The organism is Mycobacterium sp. pW045 (assembly GCF_041287085.1).
Taxonomy (GTDB): domain Bacteria; phylum Actinomycetota; class Actinomycetes; order Mycobacteriales; family Mycobacteriaceae; genus Mycobacterium; species Mycobacterium algericum_A.
On sequence record NZ_JBGGKU010000004.1, the window covers coordinates 210,197 to 235,441 of the forward strand.

Sequence of the window (25,245 nt, forward strand, 5' to 3'; positions counted from 1 at the left end):
CTCAGGTCCCCGTTCCGAACTTCACGCCGATGGTGGTCAGCACGACGTTCACCGCGAACAACGCGATCACGCACAGCACCACCGTCTCGTTCACGGCCGTCCCCAACCCTTTGGAACCACCGCGAACAGTAAGACCCCGATAACAACCAACCAAGCCTGCGATAAGTCCGAAGACGCTGGCCTTGACCGTGGAGATGATCACCTCGGGTAGCCCGGTCAGCAATGTCAGCGTCGACAGGTAGGCACCGCCGGAGACATTCTGCAGGTACACGCCGAACAGGAAACCGCCCGCCAGGCCGATGACGATGACCAGGGCGTTGAGCAGCAGGGCGACGACGGTCGCGGCGATCACCCGCGGCACCACCAGGCGATGGATCGGGTCGATACCGAGCACCTCCATCGCGTCGATCTCCTCGCGGATGGTGCGCGCGCCCAGGTCGGCGCAGATCGCGGTCGAACCCGCGCCGGCGACCACCAGCACGGTGACCAGCGGGCCCAGCTGGGTGACCGCTGCGATGCCGGCGCCGGCACCCGAGACGTCGGCGGCTCCGAACTGGGCCAACAGGATATTGAGGGTGAAGACCAGCAGCACCGTCAGCGGGATCGCGACGGCAACGGTCGGCACGAGGGCGACGCTGGTGATGAACCAGCCCTGCTGGAGGGTCTCGCGCCACTGGAACGGCGGCATGAACAGTGCCCGCGCGGTCAGCGCGCACATCCGGAAAAACCCGCCGACCATCACCAGCGGCGGCATCACCCGATCACGGGCGAAATCGACCAGGCGGGGACGCGCCGGAGCCGTCACAACACCCCCCTCACCGGAGCCTCCGCGTCACGACGCAGCAGGGGATCGCGTCGCACAGGCTCTCTCCATCCGTCCAAGTTCTCTCCGAGACCCGCGTCACCATAGCGCCCCAACGTGCCGTTGGCGACCATCGGACCATACCTGATGACTGCGTGAGAAGGAGATCGATTCGTTCCAACGTCGGCAGTTTCCTACCGGACAGTAATGTGCCGCCACCTCAAGCGTCGGCGTTCTGTGCGGTATCGGTTGCGGCGGTGACCGACTCGGATTCCCGGGCCGCGCCGTAGCGGCTCCGCAGTTCGGTCTTGAGCACCTTGCCTGCCGGGTTACGCGGCAGCGCGTCGACGATCTCCAACCCTTTGGGGTGCTTATAGCGCGCCAGTCGCTCGGTGAGGTAGCCGTCGAGGTCGGCCAGCAGCAGATCGGCCCGGTTGACGGCGGCGACCGCGATCGGCACCTCGCCCCACTGCTCGTGCGCGCGGCCGATCACGGCGACCTCGGCGATGTCGGGGTGACCGGCCAGGACGTTCTCCACTTCGGCGCAGTACACGTTCTCGCCGCCGGAGATGATCATGTCCTTCTTGCGGTCGACCACCCAGACGTAGCCCTCGGCGTCCATCCGGACCAGATCCCCGGAGTGGAACCATCCGCCCGCGAAGGCCTCGGCGGTGGCTTCGGGATTGTTCCAGTAACCGCTCATCAGGGTCGGTGCCCGGTAGACGATCTCACCGACCTCACCGACGGGGACGTCGTTCATGTCCTCGTCGACGACGCGGGCGGTGACGGTCGGGATCACGGTGCCGACCGACCCGAGCTTCCGCACGGCGTCCTCGCCGAGCAAGATGCACGTCACCGGCGACATCTCGGTCTGCCCGAATGCCGCCAGGATCTTGGTGCCGGGGAAGGTCTCGGCCATCTGTCGCAGCAGCGCATCCGAGGCCGGCGCCGCCCCCCATGACATGGTCCGCAACCGGATATCGCGCGGGTTGGCCTGCTGCTCGGCGCAGACGGCCTGCCATTGCGCGGGCACCAGGAAGATGCCGGTGACCTGCTCGGCGGCCAGCACGTCGAGCAGTTGGCCGGCGTCGAAGGCGCCGAGCGGGTTGATCACGGTCGGGATGCCCAGCCACATGCCGGGCAGCAGGTTGCCGACACCGGCGATGTGGAAGAACGGCACCCCGATGAAGGCCACGTCGTTCGTGCCGGTGCCCGCGGTGTGCAGTGCGGTCATGGTCTGGCCGACCAGGTTGGTGTGGGTGAGCACCGCGCCCTTGGGGTGGCCGGTGGTTCCCGAGGTGTACATGATCAGGGCCGGCGAGTCGTTTTCGACATCCACCGGTTGATGCGGTGTGCCGGTCTCGGCGATCAGGTCGTCGTAGGCGATCAGACCGGGTGCGCTCCGGCCGTCCTCGCCGGGCCCCTGCGGCGGTCCGGCCACGACTATGGCGTCCGGGGCGTCCAGCAGATCGGTCAACCCGCGCACACCGACCGCCACCGGCACCAGCGCCGTCTCGGTGATCAGCACCCGCGCCTCGCAGTCGGTGACCAGGAAGGCGAGCTCCGGCGGGGTTAGCCGGAAGTTCACCGGGACGGCGATCGCGCCCAGCATGTTGGCGGCCAGCACCGCCTCGACGAACTCGGTCCGGTTGAGCATCAGGATCATGACCCGGTCGCCGAAGCCGACGCCGCGGCGGCTCAGCGCGTCGGCCAGTGCGGTGACCCTTTTCCGCAACTGCGCCCACGTGGTGGTCTGGCCCAGGAACCGCAGCGCCGGGGCGTCCGGTTGCATCAGCGCATGCCGTTCCAGCTGGTTGACCCAGTTCGCCCGTCGGGCGCGGTAGGGCTGTTCGGCGGGATCGGTTGTTGGATGGGTCAATCGGCTCTCCCGCTTCGTGACGACGACGCTGCGTCGACCCGCTGCGTCCGACACCGGACCAGCGGCGCCGACCCGCTGCGATTGACGCTGAGACTAACCCGCAGCCAGTTGCTCGGCGCGGCGTTTGAGATTGTCGGCCAAGTAATCCAGGGCGTTGTTGAAGGCCTTCTTGAGCATCGGCTTGGGCACCGACATCTCCGTCTCGATGTCCATGTCGACGGTGAGCAACGTGGTGGGCCCGATCTCGACCACCGAGAACAACTGCTCCTGCTTGCTGAACAGGTCGCCCTGCTGGAGCACGGTCTGGATCTGCGTGCCACTCGGGTAGTACACGGCCTGGATGAAGGTGCCGTCGAAACCGGAGTACGACGCGTCCAGCCGTAGCTGGCTGGGCCGGCCGTCGTCGTAGCGGGCCAGCACCCAGATCCCTTTGACCTCGTCGTTCCACTGCGGGTACGCCTCGAAGTCGGCGACGATCCCCATGATCGTGGCGGCGTCGGCGGCGACTTCGACGGTCTTGCTCACGAGCGGCATCCGCCGAGCATAACCAGCCCCGAATAGCGTGCCGCTACACCTGCGCGGTGGCCAGCAGTGCGCGGATGCCATCGGGGATCGGCACCGGCCGTCGGCTGACGCGGTCGACGTAGACATGCACCCAGTGCCCCAGCGCGGCGAGCGGCCCGGGGCCTGCGTCATCGTCGACGCGGAACACCGCGAGCCGGTAGGTGACGCTGCTGCGCCCCAGCCGGGTGACCGCCAGCCCGACCGCGAGCCGGTCCGGGAAGCCCAGCTCGCTTAGGAAGCGGCAGCCCGACTCGGCCACCACACCGAGTTCCGGCATGGCGACCGGGTCGAGATCTGCCACGTTGGCCGCGATCCAGCCGTTGATCGCGGTGTCGAAGAATTGGTAGTACACCGCGTTGTTGAGGTGGCCGAACATGTCGTTGTCGGCCCAGCGGGTCAGCACCGGCCAATGCACCGGAAAGTCCCGGCTGGTCAACCCTTCCGGGGCGGGCGGTACCGCGGAACTCATGGTTGTATTTCAACATGGTTGCCATCCGCGGCGCGGTGCTGGAGCGGATCGGGGCGCCACGGCCCTACGCCCGGTCACGGCCGCTCGCGGTGTCCGGGCTGGACCTGGCTCCGCCCGGCCCCGGCGAACTGCTGGTCCGGGTGGAGGCCGCCGGGGTCTGTCACTCCGACCTGTCGGTGGTCGACGGCAACCGGGTGCGCCCGGTGCCGATGCTGCTCGGCCACGAAGCGGCCGGAATCGTCGAGGCGGTCGGCGCGGGCCCCGCCATCGGCGGCATCGCGGTCGGGCAGCGGGTGGTGCTGACGTTTCTGCCGCGCTGCGGGCAGTGCCCGGCGTGCGCCACCGGCGGGCTGACCCCGTGTGAGCCCGGCAGCGCGGCCAACGGCGCCGGCACCCTGCTCGGCGGCGACATCCGATTGCGCCGCGCCGGTCAGCCGGTCCACCACCACCTCGGGGTCTCCGGTTTCGCCACCCACGCGGTGGTCAGCGCGACCAGTGCCGTGCCGGTGCCTGACGATGTGCCGCCATCGGTGGCGGCGCTGCTGGGGTGCGCGGTGCTGACCGGCGGCGGCGCGGTGATCAACGTGGCCCGTCCGGCGGCCGGCCAGACCGTGGTGGTGGTCGGGCTCGGCGGCGTCGGCATGGCGGCGGTGCTGACCGTGCTGGCGCACGACGGTGTCGATGTGATCGCCATCGACCAGCTCCCGGAAAAGCTCGCCGCGGCCAGCGGGCTGGGGGTGCAGCGCACCTACACACCACAGCAGGCGCTCGACGCCGGCGTGCGGGCGCCGATGGTGATCGAGGCGGTCGGCCATCCTGCCGCCCTGCAGACCGCGATCGAACTGACCGCCCCGGGCGGACGCACCATCACCGTCGGCCTGCCCCCGCCGGATGCCCGGATCAGCGTGTCCCCGTTGGGCCTGGTCGCCGAGGGCCGGTCGCTGATCGGCAGCTATCTCGGCTCGACGGTGCCGGCCCGTGACATCCCGAGGTTCGTCGCACTGTGGCGCGCCGGCAAGCTCCCGGTGCAACAACTGGTGTCGTCTACCATCGCCCTCGACGACATCAACGAGGCGATGGACCGGTTGGCCGACGGCGGCGCGGTGCGCCAGGTCATCACGTTCGACTGACCCTGGGTCCAAAAGTGAAGTCGCGGGCCCGGAAGCGGCGGGTCATCGCCCAGAAGGCGCCGGCGCTACGCGGCCACTGGGTGACCACCCGGCCGTTGGCGGCCCGGAAATAGTTGCTGCATCGCGTCGTCCACACCGTGCCCTGCATCCATCGGTCGATCTTGGCGATGAAGGCGGCCAGCGCGGCGGGCCGCACCGCGACGTAGGTCTTGCCGGTGCGCCGCAGGTGCTTGAGCACCCGGACGACGTAGCGCGCCTGGGCTTCCAGCACGAAGATGACGCTGTTGGAGCCGACGTTGGTATTGGGTCCATACAGCATGAAGAAGTTGGGGAAACCGGGCATCGCCATGCCCAGGTAGGCGCGCGGCCCGTCGCGCCACGCCTGCTGCAGCGTCACGCCGTCCTCGCCGGTCACCTCGATCTGACCGAGATAGTCCGCGGCGGCATATCCGGTGGCGCAGACCACCACGTCCACCTCGCACTCGGTGCCGTCCTCGGTGACCAAAGAGTGCGACCGCAGCGCCTTGGCCGGGCTGGTCACCACCTCGACGTTGGGCCGGCCCAACGCGGGCAGGTAGTCCGAGGAGAAGACCAGCCGTTTGCAGCCCAGCGGGTGATCGGGGGTCAGCGCGGCTCGCAACCGCTGATCGGTGACGTTGGTCTCCAATAGTCGCCGCGCGGTGGCGGTGAACTCAGCCGTCTTGTCGCTGCCGTTCTCGATCACCGAGATGTTCGCCTCGCTGCGCAGCCACAGGCGCATTCGATACAGCCGCTTGGCCAACGGGATGCGGGTGAACACCCAGTGCTCCCGCGGGGTGTAGCTGCGATCGGGTTTGGGCAGGATCCAGGTCGGCGACCGCTGCACCGAATAGACCTTCGCGGCGACGTCGGCCAATTCCGGCACCAACTGTGCCGCGGTGGAACCGGTTCCGAGCACGGCGATCCGAGAGCCGGCGAGTCGCACCGAGTGATCCCAGCGCGCCGAGTGCATCACGGTGCCGGTGAACGGCTGCTCTTCGGTGAGATCGGGCAGCACCGGCTGGGTGAACAGGCCGACCGCCGAGACCACGATGTCGTAGCGGTGCTCGGTGCCGTCGGCGGTGGTCAGGCGCCACTGCCGACGGTCGGCCTCCCAGGCCGCGGAGCGGATCTCGGTCCGCAGCTTCAGGTGCGGCCCGAGACCGTGGTCGGCGGCGCAGCGTTCGAAGTAGGCCAGGATCTCCGGTTGCTTGGACCACTGCCGCGACCAGTGCGGGTTCAGCTCGAAGGAGTAGGAGTACAGGTGGGATTTGACGTCGCAGGCCAGGCCCGGATAGGTGTTGATCCGCCAGGTGCCGCCGACGCCGTCCTCACGGTCGAAGATGGTGAAATCGGTGAAACCCGCCCGCCGCAGCAGGATTCCCAGCGCCAGCCCGCCGGGTCCGGCGCCGATGATGCCGACCGACAGCGGCCGCGGTCTGCTCATCGGATCTGTAGGCATTGGCCGCCGTCCACCACGAGTTCGGCGCCGGTGATGAACGACGCCGCGTCGGAGACCAGGAACGCCACCGCGTCGGCCACCTCACCCGGCTCACCGAGTCGGCCGGTCGCCGAGACCGCGGCCAGCCGCTGCTGGGTGGTGTCGTCGAGCATCGGGGTGGCGATCGGTCCGGGGAAGACCGCGTTGACCCGGATTCCGGCCGTTGCGAGTTCGGCGGCCGCGGTCTGGGTGAGCCCACGCAGCGCCCACTTCGACGCTCCGTAGGCGCTGTGTTGTGGGAAGGGCCGGATCGCGCCGGTGCTGCAGGTGTTCACCACGGCGGCGCCGTCGGCCCGGCGCAGCTGCTCCAGCGCCGCCTGGATTCCGAGAAAGGGACCGAGACAGTTCACCCGCCAGGCGTTTTCGAAGCCGTCCTGCGTTTCGTCGGCGATCGCCGCCCGGTGCAGTACGCCCGCGTTGTTGATCAGTGCGGTCAGCGACCCGAACCGCTGCACGGTGGTCGCCACCGCGACGTCCCACTGCGACCGGGAGGTCACGTCCAGCGGAATGCCGATCACCGCGTCGTTACCCAGCGCGGTGACCACCGCGTCCAGCCCGGCTCCGTCGATGTCACAGGCGGCGACGGCGAACCCGTCGGCGCGCAGTCGTTCCACGATCGCCCGGCCCTGCCCGCGGGCGGCGCCGGTGACCAGGGCAACGGGTGCTCGTTTCATCAGTGGCTGCCCCTGGCCTCGTTGAGGTGCTCGAGCGCTCCGCACCGTAACGCCTGGGATTCGGCTGCCAGGGTGATCATCTGATAGCCCAGCGCGGCCAGCCGACGTCCCGCCACACCGGATCCGCCGTGAACGGCGGCGATCACACCGGCGGCCGACGCCGCGTGCTGAATCTGTGTCATCGCTTCCCGCATGCCGGGGTCGGTGGTGGCCCGGGCCACGTCCACGCCCAGCGAGATCGCCAGGTCGGCGGGCCCGACGTAGATGCCGGCCAGCCCGGGTACCGCGCAGATCCGCTCCACGTCGGCCAGCGCGGCGGCGGTTTCGATCATCGCGAATACGTCCGCCCGAGACACCAGGGCAGTCAGGTCACGTCCCAGTCCCGACCGCAGCGGACCGAAGCTGCGGACGCCGGTCGGTGGATACTGCGCGGCAGCCACCGCGGCCGCCGCCTGCTCGGCGGTCTCGATCATCGCGATGATGACCGCGTCGGCGCCGGCATCGAGCACCCGGCCGATCGGCGCGGCGTCCGCGTTCGGCAACCGCACCGCGGTGGCGATCGGCAAGTGCTCGGTGTGCCGCAGCATGCCTGCGATCTCCGCATCATCGAGGTAGCTGTGCTGGGCGTCGAACCCCACATAGTCGTAGCCCGCCCGGGCGAATTCCTCCGGGCCCAGCACCGTCGGCCCGGTGATCCAGCCGCCCCACAGCGGTGCCCGGTGGTCCAGCGCGGTGCGCAGCGCCGAGGTCATGCGACGATCGCGATCTTGACCCGGTCCGGCACCGGCCGGATCGCCAACTCGAAGGCGGCCTGCGCGTCATCGCAGCCGAACACATGGGTGAGGTAGTTCTTCAGCAGCTCGGGATGCTCGGCAGCGAACTTGCCTGCAGCCTCCAGCATCCGCCCGCGGTCGCGCGTCACGCCGGAGATCAACGTCAGGTTGTTGCGCAGCATGGTGCGCATGTTGATCGGGTAACTGTCGTCGTCAGGCACACCAAAGTAGAAAACGGTGCCGCCGGGCGCGACGGCCTCGATGGCGTGGCTCAAGGTGGCGACCTGGTGGCCGACCGCCTCGATCACGATCTCCGGCCGGTCCGCGGGGTCCAGATGGTGCACCCAGCGGTCACTGGTGGCCTGCACGGCGGTGTCGACGCCGAAGCCGGCGGCGACCGCTCGCCGGTCGACCGGGTCCACACCGGTGACCCGCCGGGCGCCGGCCGCCTTGGCGACCGCGCTGAACAGCAGGCCGATCGACCCCTGGCCGAGCACCGCCACATGGCGGCCGGCCAGCTCGGTGCGCTGCGCAACGGCTTCAATGGCGTAGAGCACGCACGCCAACGGCTGCAGGCCCACCGCTTCGGCCGGCGTCAGCGTCGGGTCGAAACCGGCGAGTCCGTCGCCGTCACTGATCACCCGCTGCATCAGGCCGTCGAAGCCGGAGGCCCACCCGACGACACGGTCGCCGGGGCGGTGCCGCGGGTGCCGGCTGGCGAGGACGTCCCCGACGATCTCGTGGATCGGGAAGCCGTTCTTCTCCGCCGCGCTGGCGCCGCTGTCACCGGGCAGCCTGCCCTGCGCGCCGCGGAAGGCGGGCAGGTCGCTGCCGCACACCCCGGCGGCGACGAAGGACAGCAGCACCTGTCCGTCGCCGAGCTGTTGCTCGGTGAGGTCGGGGACCTCGATACGCTCGAATTCGTACGGCGCGACCAGCCGGTGGACCCACATGCGTCAGACCTCCACCGGAATGGTGTTCCAGCCCCACTGGAAACTCGACGGCAGCCTGGTCGCACCGTCCTCGACGATGCGGAACTCCGGCACCCGGCGCAGCCACTCCTGCACCAGGACGGTCACCTCGAGGCGGGCCAGGTGGTAGCCGATGCAGAAGTGCTGTCCGCGGCCGAACGCCAGCGAGCGTTTGATGGGCCGGTCCCACCGGAATTCGTCGGGATCGGGGTATTGTCGCTCGTCGCGGCTGGCCGAGGCCAGCAGCGTGATGATGCGCTGCCCCGGCGCGATGGTGGTGTCGTGCACGGTGAACGGCTTCCGGGCGGTCCTCGCGAACCATTGCGCCGGCGCGCAATAGCGGATCATCTCCTCGCGGGCGAGCTCCACCGCCGCCGGGTCGGCGCGCACGGCGGCGAGCTGGTCGGGCCGGCGGACCAGCTCCCACAGCCCGTGCGCGACGATCTTGGGCACCGTCTCGGTACCGCCGATGAAGATGCACAGCAGTTGGGTCGCCGCTTCGACGTCGTCAAGTGCGCGCCCGTCCGGCAGCCGGTAGGCCAGCATGCCGTCGACGATCGGCAGCCCGCCCGCACCCTGCTCGGCACGCCGGCGCTGCACGGCCGGGATCAGGTACTCCAGGTAGTTGGGTCGGGCCGCAGCCGTATCCACCCCGGCGCCGGCCTGCGCGAGGCTGCCGGCGTTCACCGCCGCGAGCACCTCGCCGGCCAGCTCGAGCGGGACGCCCAGCAGCTCGCAGACCACTTGGGCCACCACGATTCCGCCGTAGTCACAGGTCAGGTCGAACCGGCCCTGCGGCAGCAGCTCGTCGAGCCGCTGATTGGCCAGCACGCGGATCCGCTCGGTCCAGTCGGCTACCGACCTGGGCCGAAACGCCGGTGACTGCAGCCGGCGGATGTCGTCGTAGATCGGCTTGTCGAAGACGGCGTGAAACGGCAGCGGGTGCAGCGGCGGATCGGGGACGGGTCCGCTGTTGTGCTGTGCCAGCACGCTGGCTGCCGGCAGCGTTCCCTCGGAGGCGACGAAGGTACCGTCACTGACCGCCAGCACATCCCAGATGTCGTCGAATCGCGAGAGCGCGAACAGATCCCACTTGGGCACGTAGTACACCGGGTGGTGATCGCGCAGCACGCGATAGTACGGCAGTGGGTCGGCCATCACGGCCGGGTCGAACGGGTCGTACGAGAAGGCCCGGTCCGCAACCGCTGTCACTCGGCACCTCGCTGGAGCGGGGCGGGCGGCAGCGCCTGCAGGATGGAGTCCTCCCAGCCGTCCCGCAGCGCCGGCGCCACACTCATCCAGGTCACGATCTCGGCCGGTGGCTGACCCTTCCAGGACGGGTAGTGCTGCGCGAAGCAGTCCCAGTCGCCGTCGAGCGCCCAGTAGTGGATGACCTCGTTGAAGCGGAAGGTGGTGGTGAACGAACCGAGCCAGCGTTTTCCGGTACGTTCCGACCACGGCACGTACAGGCGCTCCAACTCCCGGATGTAGTCGTCCTGGCGGCCGGGTTTGGTCTGCATGATCTCCTGGATCACCAACGTCGCGTCGAAGCCGGCGTCGCCGAGTTGCGCCAAGGTCTTGTTCTGCGGGGCGGGATACATGATGCGGCCCTCCCCGGCGGCCCCGATGCCGGCGAGATAGGCCGACCACTCGGCAGCGGGCTTCGCGTGGCTGCCGCCGCGGGCCTGCGCCCGTCCGATGCGGGCGTAGTCGGCGAACGCGTCGATCTCCCAGATGATGGTGACCTGCGGCCAGTGGCCGTTGTAGCGGCTGGTCTCCCACAGCGCGAACAACCGGGCGCCCAGTTCGGTCATCATCGGCTGGTAGATGCCGGTGAACTTCCCGGTGAACTCGCCGGTCGTGCCCCGGCCGAGGTCGATCGTCTCATGCAGATACAGCAGCGTGTGGTCGTAGTACTTACGCATCAGTCGACCGACACCAGATCGGAATCGACCGGCAGGCAACGCTTCTGATCGCTGCGGAACATCTCGGTGGAGTCCACTCGGAGGTCGGCCCGAGTGTCGGCGGCCAACAGGGCTTGCCTCTTGAAGGCCCGTCCCGCCACGGTGAGCACATGGCGCACCGCGTCGAGTCGCTGGTTGACGGCCACCGGCCAGCTTTCGCCCCACAGCACGACCTCGGTCACGCTGCGCCGCAGCGCGGACTGCACCCGCTGACGGATCCGGGGATCCCTGGCGAACGCATCGGTGACGACGGCGAGGCCCTGCCTGGCCGTCTCGCCGCTGGTTGCCGACAGCTCGGTCTCCAGGTCGGCTGTCCGCACCCCGAGAATCTGCAGCGGGCGCAGGTCCTGCTGCGCCGGCACCATCACGTTGACGTCCCATCCGGTCGCCACCCGGTGATACAGCCAGCCGCCGGCGGCCTGCACCAGCGCGGTGACGTCGAGCGCAATGACATCCAGGTGGTAGCGCAGTTGCGGATCCTCGAACGGCAAGTCCAGCCTCGCAGCGGTGCTTGTCATCGCATCATCCCAGCTCGTCGTGAGGATCTCAGGCGACGCCACCGGCCGGGCAGGGCTTGTCCGAGGAGGTGGCGCAACTCTGGAAGATATTACAGTTGAGGCATAAATTGTAAAGTCACGATCTGAACATGGGGAGGGGTGACACGACGTGAGCCTGGTCGCCGGACACGGCCCGCTCAGCACCGAGCGCGCCGGTTGGTTCTCGCCCGAGATCGCCACCAGCCTGGTCTATGTCGAGCCGCACCCGCGCCGGGTACAGGCGGTCAGTGCCGATCACCCGGTGCTCGACACCGAACGCGCCCTGCTGGTGCATCGCCAGGGCCAGCCGCTGTCCTACGCCTTCCCGGTTGACGTCGTCGGCGATCTGCCGCATCGGCCGGTGCCGGAAGCCCCGGGGTTCGTGCAGGTCCCGTGGGATGCCGTGGACACCTGGTTCGAGGAGGGCCGCGAACTGGTGCACTACCCGCCCAACCCCTATCACCGGATCGATTGCCGACCGACGCGGCGGACGCTGCGCGTCGGGGTCGCCGGCGCGGCCCTGGTGGACACCGACGACACGGTGATCGTGTTCGAGACCGCCCTGCAGCCGCGGCTCTACGTCGCCCCCGGCCGCGTGCGCACCGACCTGCTGCAGCCGTCGGAGACCTCGACCTACTGCAACTACAAGGGTTACGCGACGTATTGGTCGGCGGTGGTCGGCGACACGGTCATCGCGGACGTGGCCTGGAGCTACCCGGACCCGCCGCCCGAAAGCCTGCCCATCGCAGGGTTTTTCAGCTTCGACATGGAACGTGTCGGCGGGTTCGCCGACCTGCCGGAACCCGCGGCCGCGCCGGAGCGCTAGATCCGGGCCTGCTCGGCGATCTTGTTGTCGCTGGTGCGCAGCGGTCGGATCAGCCCGTCCTGGGCGAAGGAGGCGATGAGATCCCCCTCCTCGGTGTGCACCGTGCCGCGGACGTAAGACATACCCGCACCCACCTGGGTGCTCTCATGGCCATAGAGCAGCCAGCCGTCCCACCGCACCGGTTCGTGGAAGCTCACCGTGACCGTCATCGGCGCGGTGGACACGGTCAGATGCGACTGGCTGGTGCCGATCCCGGCGTGGGCGCGCATCGTCGTCGAAATGCCCAGATGGCCGGTGAAATAGGCGATCAGCGCCTTGGCGAGGTCGTCGCGGGCGGGGATGGGGTCATAGTGCAACCAGGCGTGGATCTCCGGCGGTCCCACCTCGTCTGGACTGTTGACGTCGACGACATCGACGAGGCGCACTTGCCGGCCGGTCATCGGCATTGCGCAGGGATTGGCCTGCGCGGGCGGCGCCACGTCCGGGCGCGGCAGGTGGTGGCGGATGACGTCGGCCGACGGGACGTCGGCGAGCACCGTCATGGTCGCGCAGCGCTTGCCGTTCTGCAGCACCGAGACGACCGCGGTGGCCGTGGAACGGCCCTCGTTGACCACATCGATGGCGTATTCGACCGGCGGGCCCACCAGCACAGCGCGGGCGAACACCGCGTGCACCGAACGGATCGACTTGTCGCCGAAGCGTTTTGCGACGCCGACGATTGCCTGCGACAGCAGCTGGGTGCCTTCCACGACCTGTCGTTCGTCGTCGCCGGCCAAACCGGTCGCGCCGGTGAACCGGTCCGGGCCGTCCGCCGTCACCTCGAACAGGTCGAGCAGCCCGGTGACTGACCAGGGCGTGGCCGGCGAGGAGATCTCGGTGGACTCAGGAGACTGCGCCATTCCGCGAGCGTGACATTTCAGTCACGTTTTGTAAAGTGGGCGGGTCGCGCCCATGAACGCAGGCCAGGAGGACGACCCTGTTGAGCATCGCCGAAACGAGTCTCGACCCCGACGCCCCGGCAGCCGGCCTGACGCCCACCCGGCTGGCCGGTGGCTTCTGCTTCGGCGAGGGCCCACGTTGGTTCGAGGGCCTGCTGTGGTTCTCCGACATGCTCGGCGAAGCGGTCCATACGGTCGACCTGCACGGCTCGATGACCACGGTGGCCCTGCCCGGCCATACCCCGAGCGGCCTGGGCTTCCGGCCGGACGGCTCGCTACTGATCGCATCCGCCCACGACCGTCAGGTGCTCTGCTACGACGGCGACGCGATCAGCACCGTCGCCGACCTGAGCGACCTCGCGCCGGCCGACCTCGGCGACATGGTGATCGACACGGCCGGGCGCTGCTACATCGGCTCGCAGGCGTACTCCGGCGGGGTCATCGTGCGGGTTGATCCCGACGCCGGCGTGCACACCGTCGCCACCGACCTCGACTTTCCCAACGGGATGGTGATCACCCCCGACGGCGGCACGCTGATCGTCGCCGAGTCCATCGGCCGGCGCCTCACCGCATTCACCATCGGCGCCGACGGCGGCCTCGGTGACCGCCGGGTCTTTGCCGACGGCCTCGACGGTCCGCCCGACGGCATCACCCTCGACGCGGCCGGTGGGGTGTGGACCTCGATGACGCTGGCTCACCAGTTCGAGCGCATCACGCGGGGCGGCACCGTCACTCAGCGCATCGACGTCGGCGAACGGGCCGCGATCGCCTGCATGCTGGGCGGGCCGAAGCGCCGCACCCTGTTCCTGCTGTCCAGCACCGACGCCTACCCCAAGCGACTGGTCGGTACCCGTGAGTCCCGCGTGGACACGGTGACCGTGGAGATCCCCGGCGCCGGGCTGCCCTGAAAGGGATTCGTCCGAACATGGAGAAGACCGTGGAAAAGACCGTGGAAGAGACCCTGGAAAAGGCCGACTTCTACTACGAACTGCTCGACGCGGACGACCCCCGGGGCGAGAAATTCGCTGCCACGGACCTGGTGCGCGGCACGTGGTCGGCGCAGATTCAGCACGCCGCACCGGTTTCGGCGCTGCTGGTGCGGGCGCTGGAGCGCCAGGCCGCCCGCGACGACACCCGACTGAGCCGGGTCGCCGTCGACCTGCTCGGTCCGGTGCCCGCCGAGGGTGCGTTGTGGGTGCGCGCACAGATCGAGCGGGCCGGCAAGCAGATCGAACTCGTCAGCGCCGAGATGCTGGCCCCCGGCCCCGACCAGCATCCGCGTGCGGTCGCCCGCGCCACCGGATGGCGGTTGCAGATGCTGGACACCACCGAGGTGGCGAACGCGTCGGCTCCCCCGCTGCGGCCGGTCGATGAGGCGCGCTGCACGGATATGCAGGCGAACTGGGACCGCAACTACGTGCACAGCCTGGACTGGCGGTGGCTGACCAAGCCGCTGGCTCCCGGCGCCGGCGAGTCCTGGATCCGCCCGATCGTGGACCTGGTGGCCGGCGAGCCGATGACGCCATTGCAGCGGCTGTTCGCGGTGGCCGACGACGCGAACGGGGTCGGCACGAAACTCGACATCAGGAAGTGGACTTTCCTGAATACCGACCTGGTGGTGCACCTGCACCGGATCCCCTGCGGCGAGTGGATCGGGATCCGCGCCGAGACCAACTACGGCCCGGACGGCATCGGAACCACCCTCGGGACGCTCTTCGACGAGCAGGGTGCGGTGGCCGGCATCCAGCAATCGGTGCTGGTGCGGCGACGTTGATCAGGCCGGTAGCGCCGGCGAGAGCAGCTCGACAAGGCGTAACCGCGGCCCGGTGATCATCGACGCGACCAGCCGCCCGGCGTCTTCAGCGCACGTGACGCCGCCGGCCGGTGCCGATCGGACGGTCGATGCCCGCACCTGGGTGCCGACGAACTCCGCATCCAAGGCCGCCGCCCAGGCGTCGAACTCCCGCCGGCGCACGGCATCGCCGGGCCCGACCAACTCCGGACTGACCAACACCACATCGCCGGGGCCGTTGGCTATCATCGCCGGGATCACCTGTGTGGCAAGGATTTGCGCCCCCACCCAGGTTCGCTCGGCCGACAACCCGAAATCGGTGATGAGCACGTCCGGTGTGCCGATGAGGTACTCCGCGGTGGTCAGGAAGCGGTCGATCGTCTGAGGGTCTGCGAAATCCAGCCGGGCGGCGAACGCACTCCTTCCGCCCTGCCGCAGTTGCGCCGCGAACCGTTCGGCGCGGTCGGGTTGTCGGCTTCCGATCAGCACCAGGTGACCGTGCGCCGCAAGCTGCGCCGCGGCGGTCTGCGCGATCCCGAAGGCCTCGGTGATGATCATGACGGCTCGCGGCGGGTGCGCGCGATCCTCGTACGTGACTTGTGGTGCTTCGATCACGATAATTGCCCTACCGACCCCGTCCAGTGGTCCCGCGACCGTGAGGAACGATGGCCAAGCACCGAACCAGCGTGACACTGACGCTATTTTTTGTAAAGTCTCCGATATGACCCGGAGCACGGTGGACGGCCCCGATAGCTCGACGCGGCAGCGGATTCTCGCTGCGACCGCCGAGGTGCTCGGCCGCAACGGGCTGACCAAGCTCAGCCTGTCCGAGGTCGCCTCGCAGGCCGGGGTGTCACGCCCGACGCTGTACCGGTGGTTCGCCTCGAAGGAGGAGTTGGTCTCGGCGTTCTCCCGCTATGAGCGGCATATCTTCGACAGCGGACTCCATGCCGCCACCGAGGGCCTCAAGGGGACCGAAAAGCTCGACGCCGCATTGCGTTTCATCGTCGACTACCAGCACTCGTCGACCGGCGTGCGGATGATCGACATCGAACCCAAGCACGTACTCGGCGATTTCTCCCGGATCATCGTCCCGATGCGCGAAGGGCTGCAACGGATGCTGTCCGGCCCGGACGCAGCGGTGAAGGCCGCGGCGGCGATCCGGATCGCGATCTCGCACTACATCATCCGCAGCGACGACTCCGACCAGTTTCTCGCCCAGCTTCGCCAGGCGGTGGGCATCCGCCACCGCGACTAGCCGAGCCGCCGGGTTCATGCGGCGGTCCCAGCCTCGGCTCTCCTTCGTCGAGCCTCGCTGAACCGCCGGGTTCATGCGGCGGTCAGTCGAACAGCACCGCGGCGTTGAGGTAACCGGTCGGATCGAAGGCGGCCTTGACCGTCCGCATCGCGGCGATATCGTCCGGCCCGCGAGACATCGGCAGGTAGGCGCGCTTGCGACTGCCCACCCCGTGCTCGGAACTGACATTGCCGCCGCAGTCGGCGATGAGCGCCATCATGGCCGCGTACAGCCCGGGTTCGGCGGCTGCCGAGCAGCGCAGCACGTTCAAGTGCAGGTTGCCCTCGCCGATATGGCCGAACAGCACTGGCACGGCGTCCGGTGCGTGGGTGCGGATCGCCGCGCCGGCCGCGGCAGCGAAACCGGGCACGGCGGCCAGCGGCAGCGAGACGTCGAACTTCAACGGCGGACCGAAAACGCCCAGCACGTCGGCGACCGCCTCGCGCACCCGCCAGAGCCGCTGCCGGGTGGCGGTGTCGACACCGACCGCCGGCTCGTCGCTGCACGACAACCGCTGCAGCAGGCCGAACAGCCGATCGGTTTGGTCGGTGTCACCGGCCAGCTCCACCAGCAGCAGCCAGTCGCCCCGCACCGGCGCGGCGACCCCGAGCCGCTCTCCGGTCAGGGCTGCGACACGGGCGTCGATCAATTCCAGCGTGGCGATGCCGTCGAGATCGCGGAACACCCGGGCGGCGCCGATCAGGGCGTCGAGGTCGGCGAAGCCGCAGATCGCGGTGACCCGATGCGCCGGCGCCGGCCGCAGCCGCAGCTCCAGGCCGGTGATGACGCCGAGTGTGCCCTCGGCGCCGACGAACAGCGCCGGCAGGTTGTAGCCGGTGTTGTCGGCGCGCACCGCGCTGTGCCGGCTCAGCAGCGATCCGTCGGGCAGCGCGACCGCCATGCCAAGCACCTGCTCGCCCATGTTGCCGTAGTGCACGGTGCACAGTCCGCCGGCGTTGGTCGAGGCCATCCCGCCGACGGTCGCGGTGTCCCGGGCGGTCAGGTCGACACCGAACACCAGGCCGGCCGTTGCGGCGGCGCGTTGCACCGCCGCGAGGGTGACGCCGGCGCCCACCCTGACCCGGCGTTCTTTCGCGTCCACCTCACCGACGGTGTTCAGCCGCTCGGTGGACAGCAGCACGTCGTCATGTTCCGGCACGGTGCCGGCCACCAGCGAGGTGCGGCCGCCCTGGACGGTGACGTATGCGCCGCCGTCCCGGCAGGCCCGCAGCACCGCGGCGACCTCCTCGGCCGAACCCGGCCGCACCAGTGCACTGGCCCGGCCCCGGTAGCGGCCGGTGTAGTCGACACTGTGACCGGCCAGCACATCCGGGTCGTCGGTGACGTGGGCGGGACCCACCACATCGGCCAGGCTCTGCAGCAGGCTCGCTGTCACCGCCCCGGTTTACCACATGGCGCGCTACCGTTCTCACCATGCCTGCCCGCGAAGACGTCTCCTTCCGATCCGGCACCGACCGAATCAGCGCCTGGCTCTACCGGCCCGACGACACCGGTCCGGACGGCGCACCGTTGCTGGTCATGGCGCACGGGCTGGGCGCGGTGCGCACCATGCGCCTGGATGCCTATGCCGAGCGGTTCGCCGCAGCCGGCTACGCCTGCCTGGTGTTCGACTACCGCAACTTCGGGGAGAGCGGCGGCGCGCCGCGGCAGCTGCTCGATGTGAAGATGCAGTTGGCGGACTGGGCGGCCGCGGTGGACTTCGCCCACACCCTGGCCGGTGTCGACCCGGCCCGGATCGGGTTGTGGGGCACCTCGTTCGCCGGCGGCCACGTGATCGCCACCGCGGCACGGCTTCCGGTCGCGGCGGTAGTGGCGCAGTGCCCGTTCACCGACGGGATCGCCTCGGCGCGCACCATCCCACCGGCGACGATCGCCCGGGTCAGCCTGTTGGCAATGCGTGATCTGGCCGCGGCCCGGCTCGGAAACCCGCCGGTGATGGTGGCCACGGCCGGCCGGCCCGGCGAGGTCGCGCTGATGAGCACGCCCGATGCCTACCCGGGCTACCTGAAGCTCGTCCCGGAGGGGCAGACCATCCGCAACGAGGTCGCGGCGCGGATCGGGATGAAGATCCTCGGCTACCGCCCGGGCCGGGCGGCGGCCAAGGTGCGCTGCCCGATCCTGTTCTGCGTCTGCGACACCGACTCGGTCGCCCCGGCGGGACCGACGCTGCGCTACGCGGCGAAGGCGCCCCTCGGCACCGTCAAGAGATATCCCGAGGGTCATTTCGACATCTACGTCGGCGACGCCTTCGAACGGGTCATCGCCGATCAACTGGAGTTCCTGGACCGCAATCTCAAGACGGCCGGAGCCTGAGCCGCCCGCCCGAACGGGCGGCGGCGCGCGCCGGTGAACTCGTGTATTATCGAACATATGTTCGACACGTCGTTGGCGCAGCCGGAAGAGCTGGATGCCGCCGATGACGGCGCCCTGATCGCGACGATCGCGGGCTGGGCGCGGGTGGAAGCGGCTGCCGCCGCCCACCGGCTGGCCGCCATCGGCGAGTTGGTGGCCCGGCGCATCAGCGGCGACGGTTTCGACCGGTCCCGCTGGACCTGCGACAACTGGGACGCCGCCGCCGCCGAGGTGGCCGCCGCCGAACACATCAGCCACCGCATGGCCTCCTCGCAGATGTACTTGGCCGGCGCCCTGCGGTACCGCATCCCGCAGGTGGCCGCCCTGCTACGCTCCGGCCGGATCAGCGCCCGGCTGGCCTCGGCGATCGCCTGGCACACCACCTTGATCACCGACCCCGGCGTACTGACACTCGTCGACGGTGAGCTGGCTGACATAGCCACCACCCTGGGACCGCTGTCGGTCACCAAAGCCGCCGAAGCCATCGACGCCCTGATCGAACGTCACGATCCCGCCGCGGTACGCCGCCTGCGCGACCAGGCCCGCGGCCGCGAACTGGTCATCGACACGACTCACTCCGAAGCCGGAACTACCGGGCTGTGGGGCCGGTTGTTCGCCGTGGATGCCGCCGCCCTGGATCAACGCCTGATGCAACTGGCACACAGCGTCTGCGACGACGACCCCCGCACCGTGGCCCAGCGCCGGGCCGACGCGCTCGGCGCCCTGGCCGCCGGCGCCGAAACCCTGGCGTGTGCCTGCGGCCACCCCGACTGTCCCGCCGCCACCGGTACCGACGCCCGCGCCGCCAACGTCGTCGTCCACGTGCTCGCCGAACCCGCCACCGCCGACGCCGCCCCCGACCCGCAACTGTCCGGCGAACCCGAGCCCGCACCATCCCGGCCGAACCCGGCGCCGGCTCAATCCCGCCCGCCCTCGGCACGCATCGTCGGCGGCGGCAGCGTGCCCTCGGGCCTGCTGGCGCAACTCATCGCCAGCGGCGCCACCGTGAAGAAGCTACGGCCCCCGGCCGAGCTGACCACCGAAACCGGCTACCGGCCTTCACCCGCCCTGGCCGCATTCGTCCGCGCCCGCGACATGACTTGCCGATTCCCTGGCTGCGACCGGCCCGCGACAGCCTGCGACATCGACCACGCCGTCCCCCACCCCTGGGGTCCGACCCACCCGGGCAACCTGCGCTGTCTATGCCGAAAGCACCACTTGCTCAAGACTTTCTGGATTGGTCCCGGCGGCTGGAGCGACCGTCAGCACCCCGACGGCAGCATCGACTGGACCTCCCCCACAGGCCACACCTACACCACCCGGCCGGCCAGCCGCCTGCTGTTCCCCCGCCTCAGGCTGCCCACCGCCACACCACCGGCCACCACACCACCGGTCGGCCACCAGCGCGACCTCATGATGCCCACCAGAAGAACCACCCGCGCCCAAGACCGCCTCCGATGCATCAACACCGAACGCGCCCTCAATCTGGCCCAACTCGAGAGGCCTCCCCCGTAGCGGGGGCCTGCTACACGCCCAGCGGTGACTCGACGCGGACCGTCTCGTCGCGGATCAGACCGCGCAGCAGGGCGGTGCTGAACTCGGCGGCGATCTCCTTGGCGCTGCGCCGACCGCTGGGCCGCAACCAGCGATAGGCCCCCAGCGTCATGCCGATGTAGCCGAGCGCCAGCACGTGCGAATCGCACTCGTAGAACTCGCCGCTGGCGATACCCCGGTCGATCAGGCCGTGCACGTGCTCGTAGACCTGGGCTTCCTTCTCCCGGACCTCGGCGACCTGTTCCTCTGTGAACCACTCGGTGATGTAGGGCTGCTCCTGGAAGTAGACCGCCGCCCCCTCCGGGTTGACGGCGATCTGGTCGAGCAGCCGCACCGTGTACTGGTACAGCGCCTCGCGCGCGGTCCAGGTCGGGTCATCGTGCACGGCGGCCAGCGTCCGTTCGGCGGCCTGCTGGTAGATGTCGTAGAGGATCAGCGACTTGCTTGCGTAATAGTGGTAGACGGTCGCCTTGTTCAGGCCGACCACATCGGCGACGTCGTCCATGCGGGTGCCGTGGTAGCCGCGGGCGGCGAACAACTTGGTGGCGACCGCGAGCAGCTCCTCGCGGCGGGAGGGCCCCTGGGCGGAGCTCCCCTTGTCGTTGGGCATGTGCACTCACTATTCGGCCGCCGGCATCACCCGGTCAATCAACTGGTTGGAAGGATTCTATGCAGTCCGGCACCGCACTGTTGACGGGCCGACTAAACTTGGGGAATCCAAGCTGAGGGGTTGATGACATGGGTCCTGGTTACGGTTACGATCCGAATCCGGATTACGACATGAGCGACGAGGCCGAGTTCTTCTTCAAGTACCTGACCTGGGGCCTGCGCGGCGTCGACGGCGGCGGCGGCTACCCGCCGCAGAACTACCCGCCGATCTAATCCCGGCGAGCAGGCGTCACGGCCCCCGATCCATCACCGGATCGGGGGCTTTTTGCCGGGAGCCCACCCGCTTACCGGGGACTACCGCAACGGAGCTGTCCACGCGGTGTCCTATCGTGGCGAGGTGACCTCCCAGCCGGATCTGCCCGGGGCGTGGAATTTTCGCGACGTATCAGCGACGACCGGCGCGCTGCGCCCGGGCCGGCTGTTCCGGTCCAGTGAACTGAGTCGCCTCGATGACCGGGGCCGCGAACAGCTGCTGCGTATCGGGGTGGCCGACGTCGCCGACCTGCGGTCCCCGCGGGAGGTGACGCGGCGCGGGCCGGGCCTGGTGCCCGACGGTGTCGACATCCATCTGCTGCCCTTCCCGGATCTGGCCGCCGACCAGGCACCCGAGAGCTCCTCGCCGCACGAGGACGCGTTCCGCAAGATGATGGCCGAGAAGCCCGATGCGGACACCGCCGCCGACGTCGCGGCCCGCTACATGCTCGAGGAGTATCAACGCTTCCCGACCCTGGGCGGCTCCCGCCGGGCGGTGCAGCGGGTGGTGTCGCTGCTGGCGGCGGGCCGCCCGGTGCTGGCGCACTGCTTCGCCGGCAAGGACCGCACCGGGTTCGTCGTTGCGGTGGTGCTGCAGGCGGCCGGCGTCGACCGGGATGCGGTGATGGCGGACTACCTGCGCAGCAACACCGCGGTGCCGGTATTGCGGGACCGGATCATGGACATGATCCGGTCCCGGCCCGAGGACGAGATCACCCCCGAGGTGCTGACCTTCAGCGAGGCCCGGCTCTCCGACGAGGTGCTCGGCGTGCGCGCGGACTACCTGGAGGCCGCCCACCGCTCGATCGAGCAGAACTTCGGCTCGCTGGACGCGTTCCTGCACGCCTCCGGGGTCACCGACGCCGACCGGGACGGGCTGCGCGCCGCACTGGTCGACTGACACCGTGCGGCCGCGACGCCCCCGGGCCGACCGCGCTACTGCAGCGAGAAGCTGGCCGCCTTGGCCGCCGACATGTCGGCGATTGTGGACCACTGCGCCGCGACGTCATCGACCGACGGCGGATTCTCGAAGTTGGCGCCGGCGTTCTCGAACAGCGCCGCCCGCTGCACCTTGCCGCCGCCGGCGATGAACACCGAGCCCGTCTCGGCGAGCTCTTCGGTGCACAGGTAGGCGACCACCGGTGCGACGTACTCGGGCTTGAGCTTGGCCAGCACCTCCGGCGGCAGGATGTCCTCGGTCATGCGGGTGGCGGCGATCGGGGCGATCGCGTTGGCCTTGATGTTGTACTTGGCGCCCTCGATGGCCAGCGTGTTGATCATGCCGACCAGGCCGAGCTTGGCGGCCCCGTAGTTGGCCTGCCCGAAGTTGCCGAACAGTCCGCTGGTGGAGGTGGCCACCACCACCCGGCCGTAGCCCTGCTCGCGGAAGTGCGTCCAGGCGGCGCGCACCACGTTGTACCCGCCGTAGAGGTGCACCTGCAGCACGGCATCCCAGTTGTCGAAGGTCATCTTGTGGAAGGTGCCGTCCCGCAGGATGCCGGCATTGCTGACCACGCCGTCGACCTTGCCGAACTCGTCGATCGCGGTCTTGATGATGTTGGCCGCGCCATCGGGGTCGGCGACGCTGTCGTAGTTGGCGGCGGCCCGCCCACCGGCCTCTTTGATCTCGGCGACCACCTGATCGGCCATGTTGTGGCCGGCTCCAGTGCCGTCGCGAGCACCGCCGAGATCGTTGACCACCACTGCGGCACCCTCGCGGGCCAGGGTCAGGGCGTATTCACGGCCAAGCCCGCCACCGGCTCCGGTGACCACGACAACACGATCCTGCACTCCGGGCATGAGCTTCCTTCCTCGATTCGATCGTCACGCTAGAACAGCCGACGCGCCAACTTCCAGGCCTTCTCTGTATACGGCGGGTAGATCATCGCGCTGACATCGGGTCGGGTCGGCTTGGTCAGCACCGTCTTGCGGTGGCTGAACTCCTCGAAGCCCCACCGGCCGTGGTAGGCCCCCATCCCGGACGGGCCGACGCCGCCGAAGGGCAGCTTGGCGGTGGACACCTGGAACACCAGGTGGTTGACCAGCATGCCGCCCGCGGGCACCCGGCTGATCACCTTCTCGCGCACCGCGCGGGTCTTGGTGAACAGGTAGGCCGCCAGCGGCTTGGGCCGGGCATTGACGAAGTCGATCGCGTCGTCGACCGAATCGACGGAGATCACCGGCAGGATGGGCCCGAAGATCTCGTTGGTCATCAACGGCTCGGCGGGATCGGGGTCGACGACCACGGTCGGTTCGATCCGCAGGGTCGCGGGATCCGAGCCGCCACCGAGCGCCACGCTGCCGCGAGTGTCGGCCAAATACTTTGTGAGGCGGTTAAATTGGCGTTCGTTGACGATACGCATGCCGTGCGTCTCTTGCCCACGGAAGTCGGTGATGGCCGCGCCGATCCTGGCGACCAGCTCGTCGCGGATAGCGGTGTCGGCCAACACATAGTCCGGGGCGACGCAGGTCTGGCCGGAGTTCAGCAGTTTCGTCCAGGCGATCCGCTTGGCCGCGACGTCGATGTCGGCGTCGGCGGCCACGATGCACGGGCTCTTGCCGCCCAGTTCCAGCGTTACCGGTGTCAGATGTTCGGCCGCACCCGCCATGATCTTGCGGCCGATCTCGGTACCGCCGGTGAACATCACCCGGTCGAAGCCCTGGGCGATCAACGCCTGACTGACCGCGCCGTCGCCCTCGACCACCACGATCGCGTCGGTGTCCAGGTAGCGCGGCACCAACTCGGCCATCAGCCGCGACGATGCGGGGGCTATCTCGGATGGCTTGAGCACCACGGTGTTTCCCGCCGCGATCGCGCCCACCAGCGGTCCCAGTGTCAAATAGAACGGGAAGTTCCAGGCACCGATGATCAGCACCGTGCCATAGGGCTCGTACTCCACCCAGCCGCGGCCGGGCAGCTGGGCCAACTCGAGCAGCCGGTGCCTGCGCCGCATCCACTTCTTGACGTGCTTGGCCGCATACCGGGCCTCGGCGGCGGTGCCGGCGATATCGGCCAGCCACGCCTCGAACGGCTTGCGGTCGAGGTCGGCCGCGAGCGCCTCGGCGATCTGTGCCTCGTTCTCGTTCATCATCTGCTCGAGACGGCGTAGCTGGGTGCGCCGCCAGCGCACATCGCGCGTCCGCCCGGTCGCGAAGGTGCCGCGCAGGGCGGCGACGACATCGCCGACATCGGTAGTGGTGGTCATGATCCCTTCCTACCGCTGCGCGGCCGGTGATGCCGCACGATCGGCGCAACAAGGGCCGCCGCTGAACCGGTCAGTCGCGCACCGCGGTGACGAATTCCGAAAACGCGTCGGTGTCGTCGCCCATCGGCACGTCCACCCAGCGACCCAGCCGGCGCATCTCGTCGGTGGAGTGCTGCGCGGTAGCCCGCCAGCCATGCCCGTTGAGCCAGTCCGGCACCGCCGCGCGGTCCTCGTCGTGGTAGATCAGGTCCTGGATGTCCACCGTCTGCTCCAGGCCGATCTGCTCGGCGACCTTCTTGAAGCGTTCCGACATCTCCTCGCGCCGCTGATCGGCGTGGCTGGCCGCGGTCTCGACCGCGATCCGGCTCCCGGGGGCGCTGAGCGCCGTGATCTGCTCGAACAGCCGGTCCTGGGCGTCGGCGGGCAGATACATCAACAGGCCCTCGGCCAGCCACGCCGTCGGGGCCGCCGGGTCGAAGCCGACGGCGGTCAACGCGGCCGGCCAGTCCTGCCGCAGATCGATGGCCACCGCGCGGTGCTGCACCGGCGCCCTCACGTCGTGGGCCGCCAGTGTGGTCTCCTTGTAGCCCAGCACCTTCGGCTGATCGATCTCGTAGACCGCGGTCCCGGCCGGCCAGTCCAGCCGGTAGGCCCGCGAGTCCAGCCCGGAGGCCAGGATCACCACCTGGCGGATCCCCGACTCGACCGCCTCGGCGAAGTAGGCGTCGAAGAAGTGGGTCCGGACCGCCTGGTAGCTGCGCATGTGGTGATACACCGCGGCGATCTCGGGGTCGACGGACTCCAGCTTGTCGATCAGTGACTCGTTGAGCAGCGTCTCCCACACCCCGGTGCCGGCGTTGGCGACCAGCAGTTTGGCGTAGGGATCGGAGATCAGCGGATCGGAACTGTCGGTCTCGACCGCGCGGGCAGCGGCCACCATCACCGCCGTCGAGCCGACGCTGGTGGCGATGTCCCAGCTGTCGTCATGGGTGCGCAGTGTGCTCATCGGTTACCTCGCTCGCTTGCCATCGGTGTCGCAAGCCATGCTACCGAAAGA

The 25,245-nt window shown here is 69.3% G+C and carries 27 protein-coding genes; 9 read left to right on the forward strand and 18 right to left on the reverse strand.

Annotation, left to right across the window (positions count from 1 at the left end):
* Window position 1 precedes the first annotated feature (1 nt).
* The 4 genes from ACAG20_RS08075 to ACAG20_RS08090 all read right to left on the reverse strand — a co-directional run bounded on the left by ACAG20_RS08075 (window position 2) and on the right by ACAG20_RS08090 (window position 3,714).
* Window positions 2–754, reverse strand: coding sequence for an ABC transporter permease (locus tag ACAG20_RS08075; protein ID WP_085975688.1), 753 nt, complete (start codon window positions 752–754; stop codon window positions 2–4).
* A 268-nt stretch (window positions 755–1,022) separates the two neighbouring features.
* Window positions 1,023–2,681 carry a fatty-acid--CoA ligase FadD5 gene (gene fadD5, locus ACAG20_RS08080; RefSeq protein WP_083037111.1) on the reverse strand — a complete coding sequence of 553 codons (1,659 nt, stop codon included), beginning with the start codon at window positions 2,679–2,681 and terminating at the stop codon, window positions 1,023–1,025.
* A gap of 93 nt (window positions 2,682–2,774) precedes the next feature.
* On the reverse strand, window positions 2,775–3,215 hold the full coding sequence (locus tag ACAG20_RS08085) for an SRPBCC family protein (protein WP_041316664.1): 441 nt from the start codon (window positions 3,213–3,215) through the stop codon (window positions 2,775–2,777).
* 34 nt (window positions 3,216–3,249) lie between these two features.
* Complete coding sequence (locus ACAG20_RS08090; protein ID WP_013827061.1) at window positions 3,250–3,714, reverse strand: thioesterase family protein; 465 nt, start codon at window positions 3,712–3,714, stop codon at window positions 3,250–3,252.
* A gap of 14 nt (window positions 3,715–3,728) precedes the next feature.
* On the opposite strand from ACAG20_RS08090, the gene ACAG20_RS08095 reads away from it, so the two are divergent.
* Window positions 3,729–4,844: an alcohol dehydrogenase catalytic domain-containing protein gene (locus ACAG20_RS08095; RefSeq protein WP_083037163.1), complete on the forward strand. Its 1,116-nt coding sequence runs from the start codon at window positions 3,729–3,731 to the stop codon at window positions 4,842–4,844.
* Here the strand turns inward: ACAG20_RS08095 and ACAG20_RS08100 are convergent.
* From ACAG20_RS08100 to ACAG20_RS08130, 7 genes are read right to left on the reverse strand one after another with little or no spacing between them, the layout of a single operon-like run.
* Complete coding sequence (locus ACAG20_RS08100) at window positions 4,831–6,324, reverse strand: NAD(P)/FAD-dependent oxidoreductase (RefSeq protein WP_013827059.1); 1,494 nt, start codon at window positions 6,322–6,324, stop codon at window positions 4,831–4,833. The two genes, ACAG20_RS08095 and ACAG20_RS08100, sit on opposite strands and share 14 nt — an antisense overlap.
* Entirely contained in the window at window positions 6,306–7,037 is a 732-nt protein-coding gene (locus ACAG20_RS08105; protein ID WP_013827058.1) for an SDR family NAD(P)-dependent oxidoreductase, read from the reverse strand. The genes ACAG20_RS08100 and ACAG20_RS08105 overlap by 19 nt, the downstream gene beginning before the upstream one ends.
* Window positions 7,037–7,789, reverse strand: a complete 753-nt coding sequence (locus ACAG20_RS08110) for an HpcH/HpaI aldolase/citrate lyase family protein (RefSeq protein ID WP_013827057.1) — start codon at window positions 7,787–7,789, stop codon at window positions 7,037–7,039. Before ACAG20_RS08110 ends, ACAG20_RS08105 begins: the two co-directional genes overlap by 1 nt.
* Window positions 7,786–8,763, reverse strand: coding sequence for a zinc-binding dehydrogenase (locus ACAG20_RS08115; RefSeq protein WP_013827056.1), 978 nt, complete (start codon window positions 8,761–8,763; stop codon window positions 7,786–7,788). The genes ACAG20_RS08110 and ACAG20_RS08115 overlap by 4 nt, the downstream gene beginning before the upstream one ends.
* Window positions 8,764–8,766: 3 nt before the next feature.
* A complete protein-coding gene (locus ACAG20_RS08120) occupies window positions 8,767–9,939 on the reverse strand; it encodes a cytochrome P450 (RefSeq protein ID WP_049792980.1) in 1,173 nt (390 codons plus the stop codon).
* Between the two features lie 50 nt (window positions 9,940–9,989).
* A complete protein-coding gene (locus ACAG20_RS08125; protein WP_083037110.1) occupies window positions 9,990–10,706 on the reverse strand; it encodes an NIPSNAP family protein in 717 nt (238 codons plus the stop codon).
* Window positions 10,706–11,263 (reverse strand): hypothetical protein, encoded by a 558-nt coding sequence (locus ACAG20_RS08130; RefSeq protein WP_049792807.1) that lies wholly within the window; start codon window positions 11,261–11,263, stop codon window positions 10,706–10,708. The genes ACAG20_RS08125 and ACAG20_RS08130 overlap by 1 nt, the downstream gene beginning before the upstream one ends.
* Before the next feature lie 148 nt (window positions 11,264–11,411).
* Here ACAG20_RS08130 and ACAG20_RS08135 point away from each other — a divergent pair, with 148 nt between their 5' ends.
* Window positions 11,412–12,107, forward strand: coding sequence for a DUF427 domain-containing protein (locus ACAG20_RS08135; RefSeq protein WP_083037109.1), 696 nt, complete (start codon window positions 11,412–11,414; stop codon window positions 12,105–12,107).
* Here ACAG20_RS08135 and ACAG20_RS08140 read toward each other — a convergent pair.
* Window positions 12,104–13,006 carry an acyl-CoA thioesterase gene (locus tag ACAG20_RS08140; RefSeq protein ID WP_370492187.1) on the reverse strand — a complete coding sequence of 301 codons (903 nt, stop codon included), beginning with the start codon at window positions 13,004–13,006 and terminating at the stop codon, window positions 12,104–12,106. The genes ACAG20_RS08135 and ACAG20_RS08140 overlap by 4 nt on opposite strands.
* A gap of 128 nt (window positions 13,007–13,134) precedes the next feature.
* Between ACAG20_RS08140 and ACAG20_RS08145 the strand changes: the two genes are divergently transcribed.
* The gene (locus ACAG20_RS08145; RefSeq protein WP_370492333.1) at window positions 13,135–13,953 is read left to right on the forward strand and encodes an SMP-30/gluconolactonase/LRE family protein; all 819 of its coding nucleotides are present in this window, start codon (window positions 13,135–13,137) and stop codon (window positions 13,951–13,953) included.
* A gap of 17 nt (window positions 13,954–13,970) precedes the next feature.
* Window positions 13,971–14,819, forward strand: coding sequence for a thioesterase family protein (locus ACAG20_RS08150; protein WP_370492188.1), 849 nt, complete (start codon window positions 13,971–13,973; stop codon window positions 14,817–14,819).
* On the opposite strand, the gene ACAG20_RS08155 is transcribed toward ACAG20_RS08150, so the two are convergent.
* On the reverse strand, window positions 14,820–15,452 hold the full coding sequence (locus tag ACAG20_RS08155; RefSeq protein WP_370492189.1) for an SDR family NAD(P)-dependent oxidoreductase: 633 nt from the start codon (window positions 15,450–15,452) through the stop codon (window positions 14,820–14,822).
* 106 nt (window positions 15,453–15,558) lie between these two features.
* Here ACAG20_RS08155 and ACAG20_RS08160 point away from each other — a divergent pair, with 106 nt between their 5' ends.
* Window positions 15,559–16,095, forward strand: coding sequence for a TetR/AcrR family transcriptional regulator (locus ACAG20_RS08160; RefSeq protein ID WP_370492190.1), 537 nt, complete (start codon window positions 15,559–15,561; stop codon window positions 16,093–16,095).
* 82 nt (window positions 16,096–16,177) lie between these two features.
* Here ACAG20_RS08160 and ACAG20_RS08165 read toward each other — a convergent pair whose 3' ends face one another.
* Window positions 16,178–17,518 (reverse strand): FAD-binding oxidoreductase, encoded by a 1,341-nt coding sequence (locus tag ACAG20_RS08165; RefSeq protein WP_370492334.1) that lies wholly within the window; start codon window positions 17,516–17,518, stop codon window positions 16,178–16,180.
* Between the two features lie 50 nt (window positions 17,519–17,568).
* Between ACAG20_RS08165 and ACAG20_RS08170 the strand changes: the two genes are divergently transcribed.
* Together ACAG20_RS08170 and ACAG20_RS08175 are read left to right on the forward strand one after the other, a co-directional pair.
* Window positions 17,569–18,468: an alpha/beta hydrolase gene (locus tag ACAG20_RS08170; RefSeq protein ID WP_370492191.1), complete on the forward strand. Its 900-nt coding sequence runs from the start codon at window positions 17,569–17,571 to the stop codon at window positions 18,466–18,468.
* 57 nt (window positions 18,469–18,525) lie between these two features.
* Window positions 18,526–20,022, forward strand: coding sequence for a DUF222 domain-containing protein (locus ACAG20_RS08175; RefSeq protein ID WP_370492192.1), 1,497 nt, complete (start codon window positions 18,526–18,528; stop codon window positions 20,020–20,022).
* Between the two features lie 10 nt (window positions 20,023–20,032).
* Here ACAG20_RS08175 and ACAG20_RS08180 read toward each other — a convergent pair whose 3' ends face one another.
* On the reverse strand, window positions 20,033–20,671 hold the full coding sequence (locus tag ACAG20_RS08180) for a TetR/AcrR family transcriptional regulator (protein ID WP_112688740.1): 639 nt from the start codon (window positions 20,669–20,671) through the stop codon (window positions 20,033–20,035).
* A gap of 128 nt (window positions 20,672–20,799) precedes the next feature.
* On the opposite strand from ACAG20_RS08180, the gene ACAG20_RS08185 reads away from it, so the two are divergent.
* Window positions 20,800–20,943: a hypothetical protein gene (locus tag ACAG20_RS08185; RefSeq protein WP_013827042.1), complete on the forward strand. Its 144-nt coding sequence runs from the start codon at window positions 20,800–20,802 to the stop codon at window positions 20,941–20,943.
* A gap of 124 nt (window positions 20,944–21,067) precedes the next feature.
* A complete protein-coding gene (locus tag ACAG20_RS08190; RefSeq protein WP_370492193.1) occupies window positions 21,068–21,883 on the forward strand; it encodes a tyrosine-protein phosphatase in 816 nt (271 codons plus the stop codon).
* Between the two features lie 35 nt (window positions 21,884–21,918).
* Here the strand turns inward: ACAG20_RS08190 and ACAG20_RS08195 are convergent, their stop codons facing one another.
* The 3 genes from ACAG20_RS08195 to ACAG20_RS08205 form a co-directional block, all read right to left on the reverse strand.
* Window positions 21,919–22,782 carry an SDR family NAD(P)-dependent oxidoreductase gene (locus ACAG20_RS08195; protein ID WP_112688744.1) on the reverse strand — a complete coding sequence of 288 codons (864 nt, stop codon included), beginning with the start codon at window positions 22,780–22,782 and terminating at the stop codon, window positions 21,919–21,921.
* Between the two features lie 29 nt (window positions 22,783–22,811).
* Window positions 22,812–24,188, reverse strand: coding sequence for an aldehyde dehydrogenase family protein (locus tag ACAG20_RS08200; protein WP_370492194.1), 1,377 nt, complete (start codon window positions 24,186–24,188; stop codon window positions 22,812–22,814).
* Between the two features lie 70 nt (window positions 24,189–24,258).
* On the reverse strand, window positions 24,259–25,194 hold the full coding sequence (locus tag ACAG20_RS08205; protein WP_370492195.1) for a class I SAM-dependent methyltransferase: 936 nt from the start codon (window positions 25,192–25,194) through the stop codon (window positions 24,259–24,261).
* Between the last annotated feature and the right edge of the window lie 51 nt (window positions 25,195–25,245).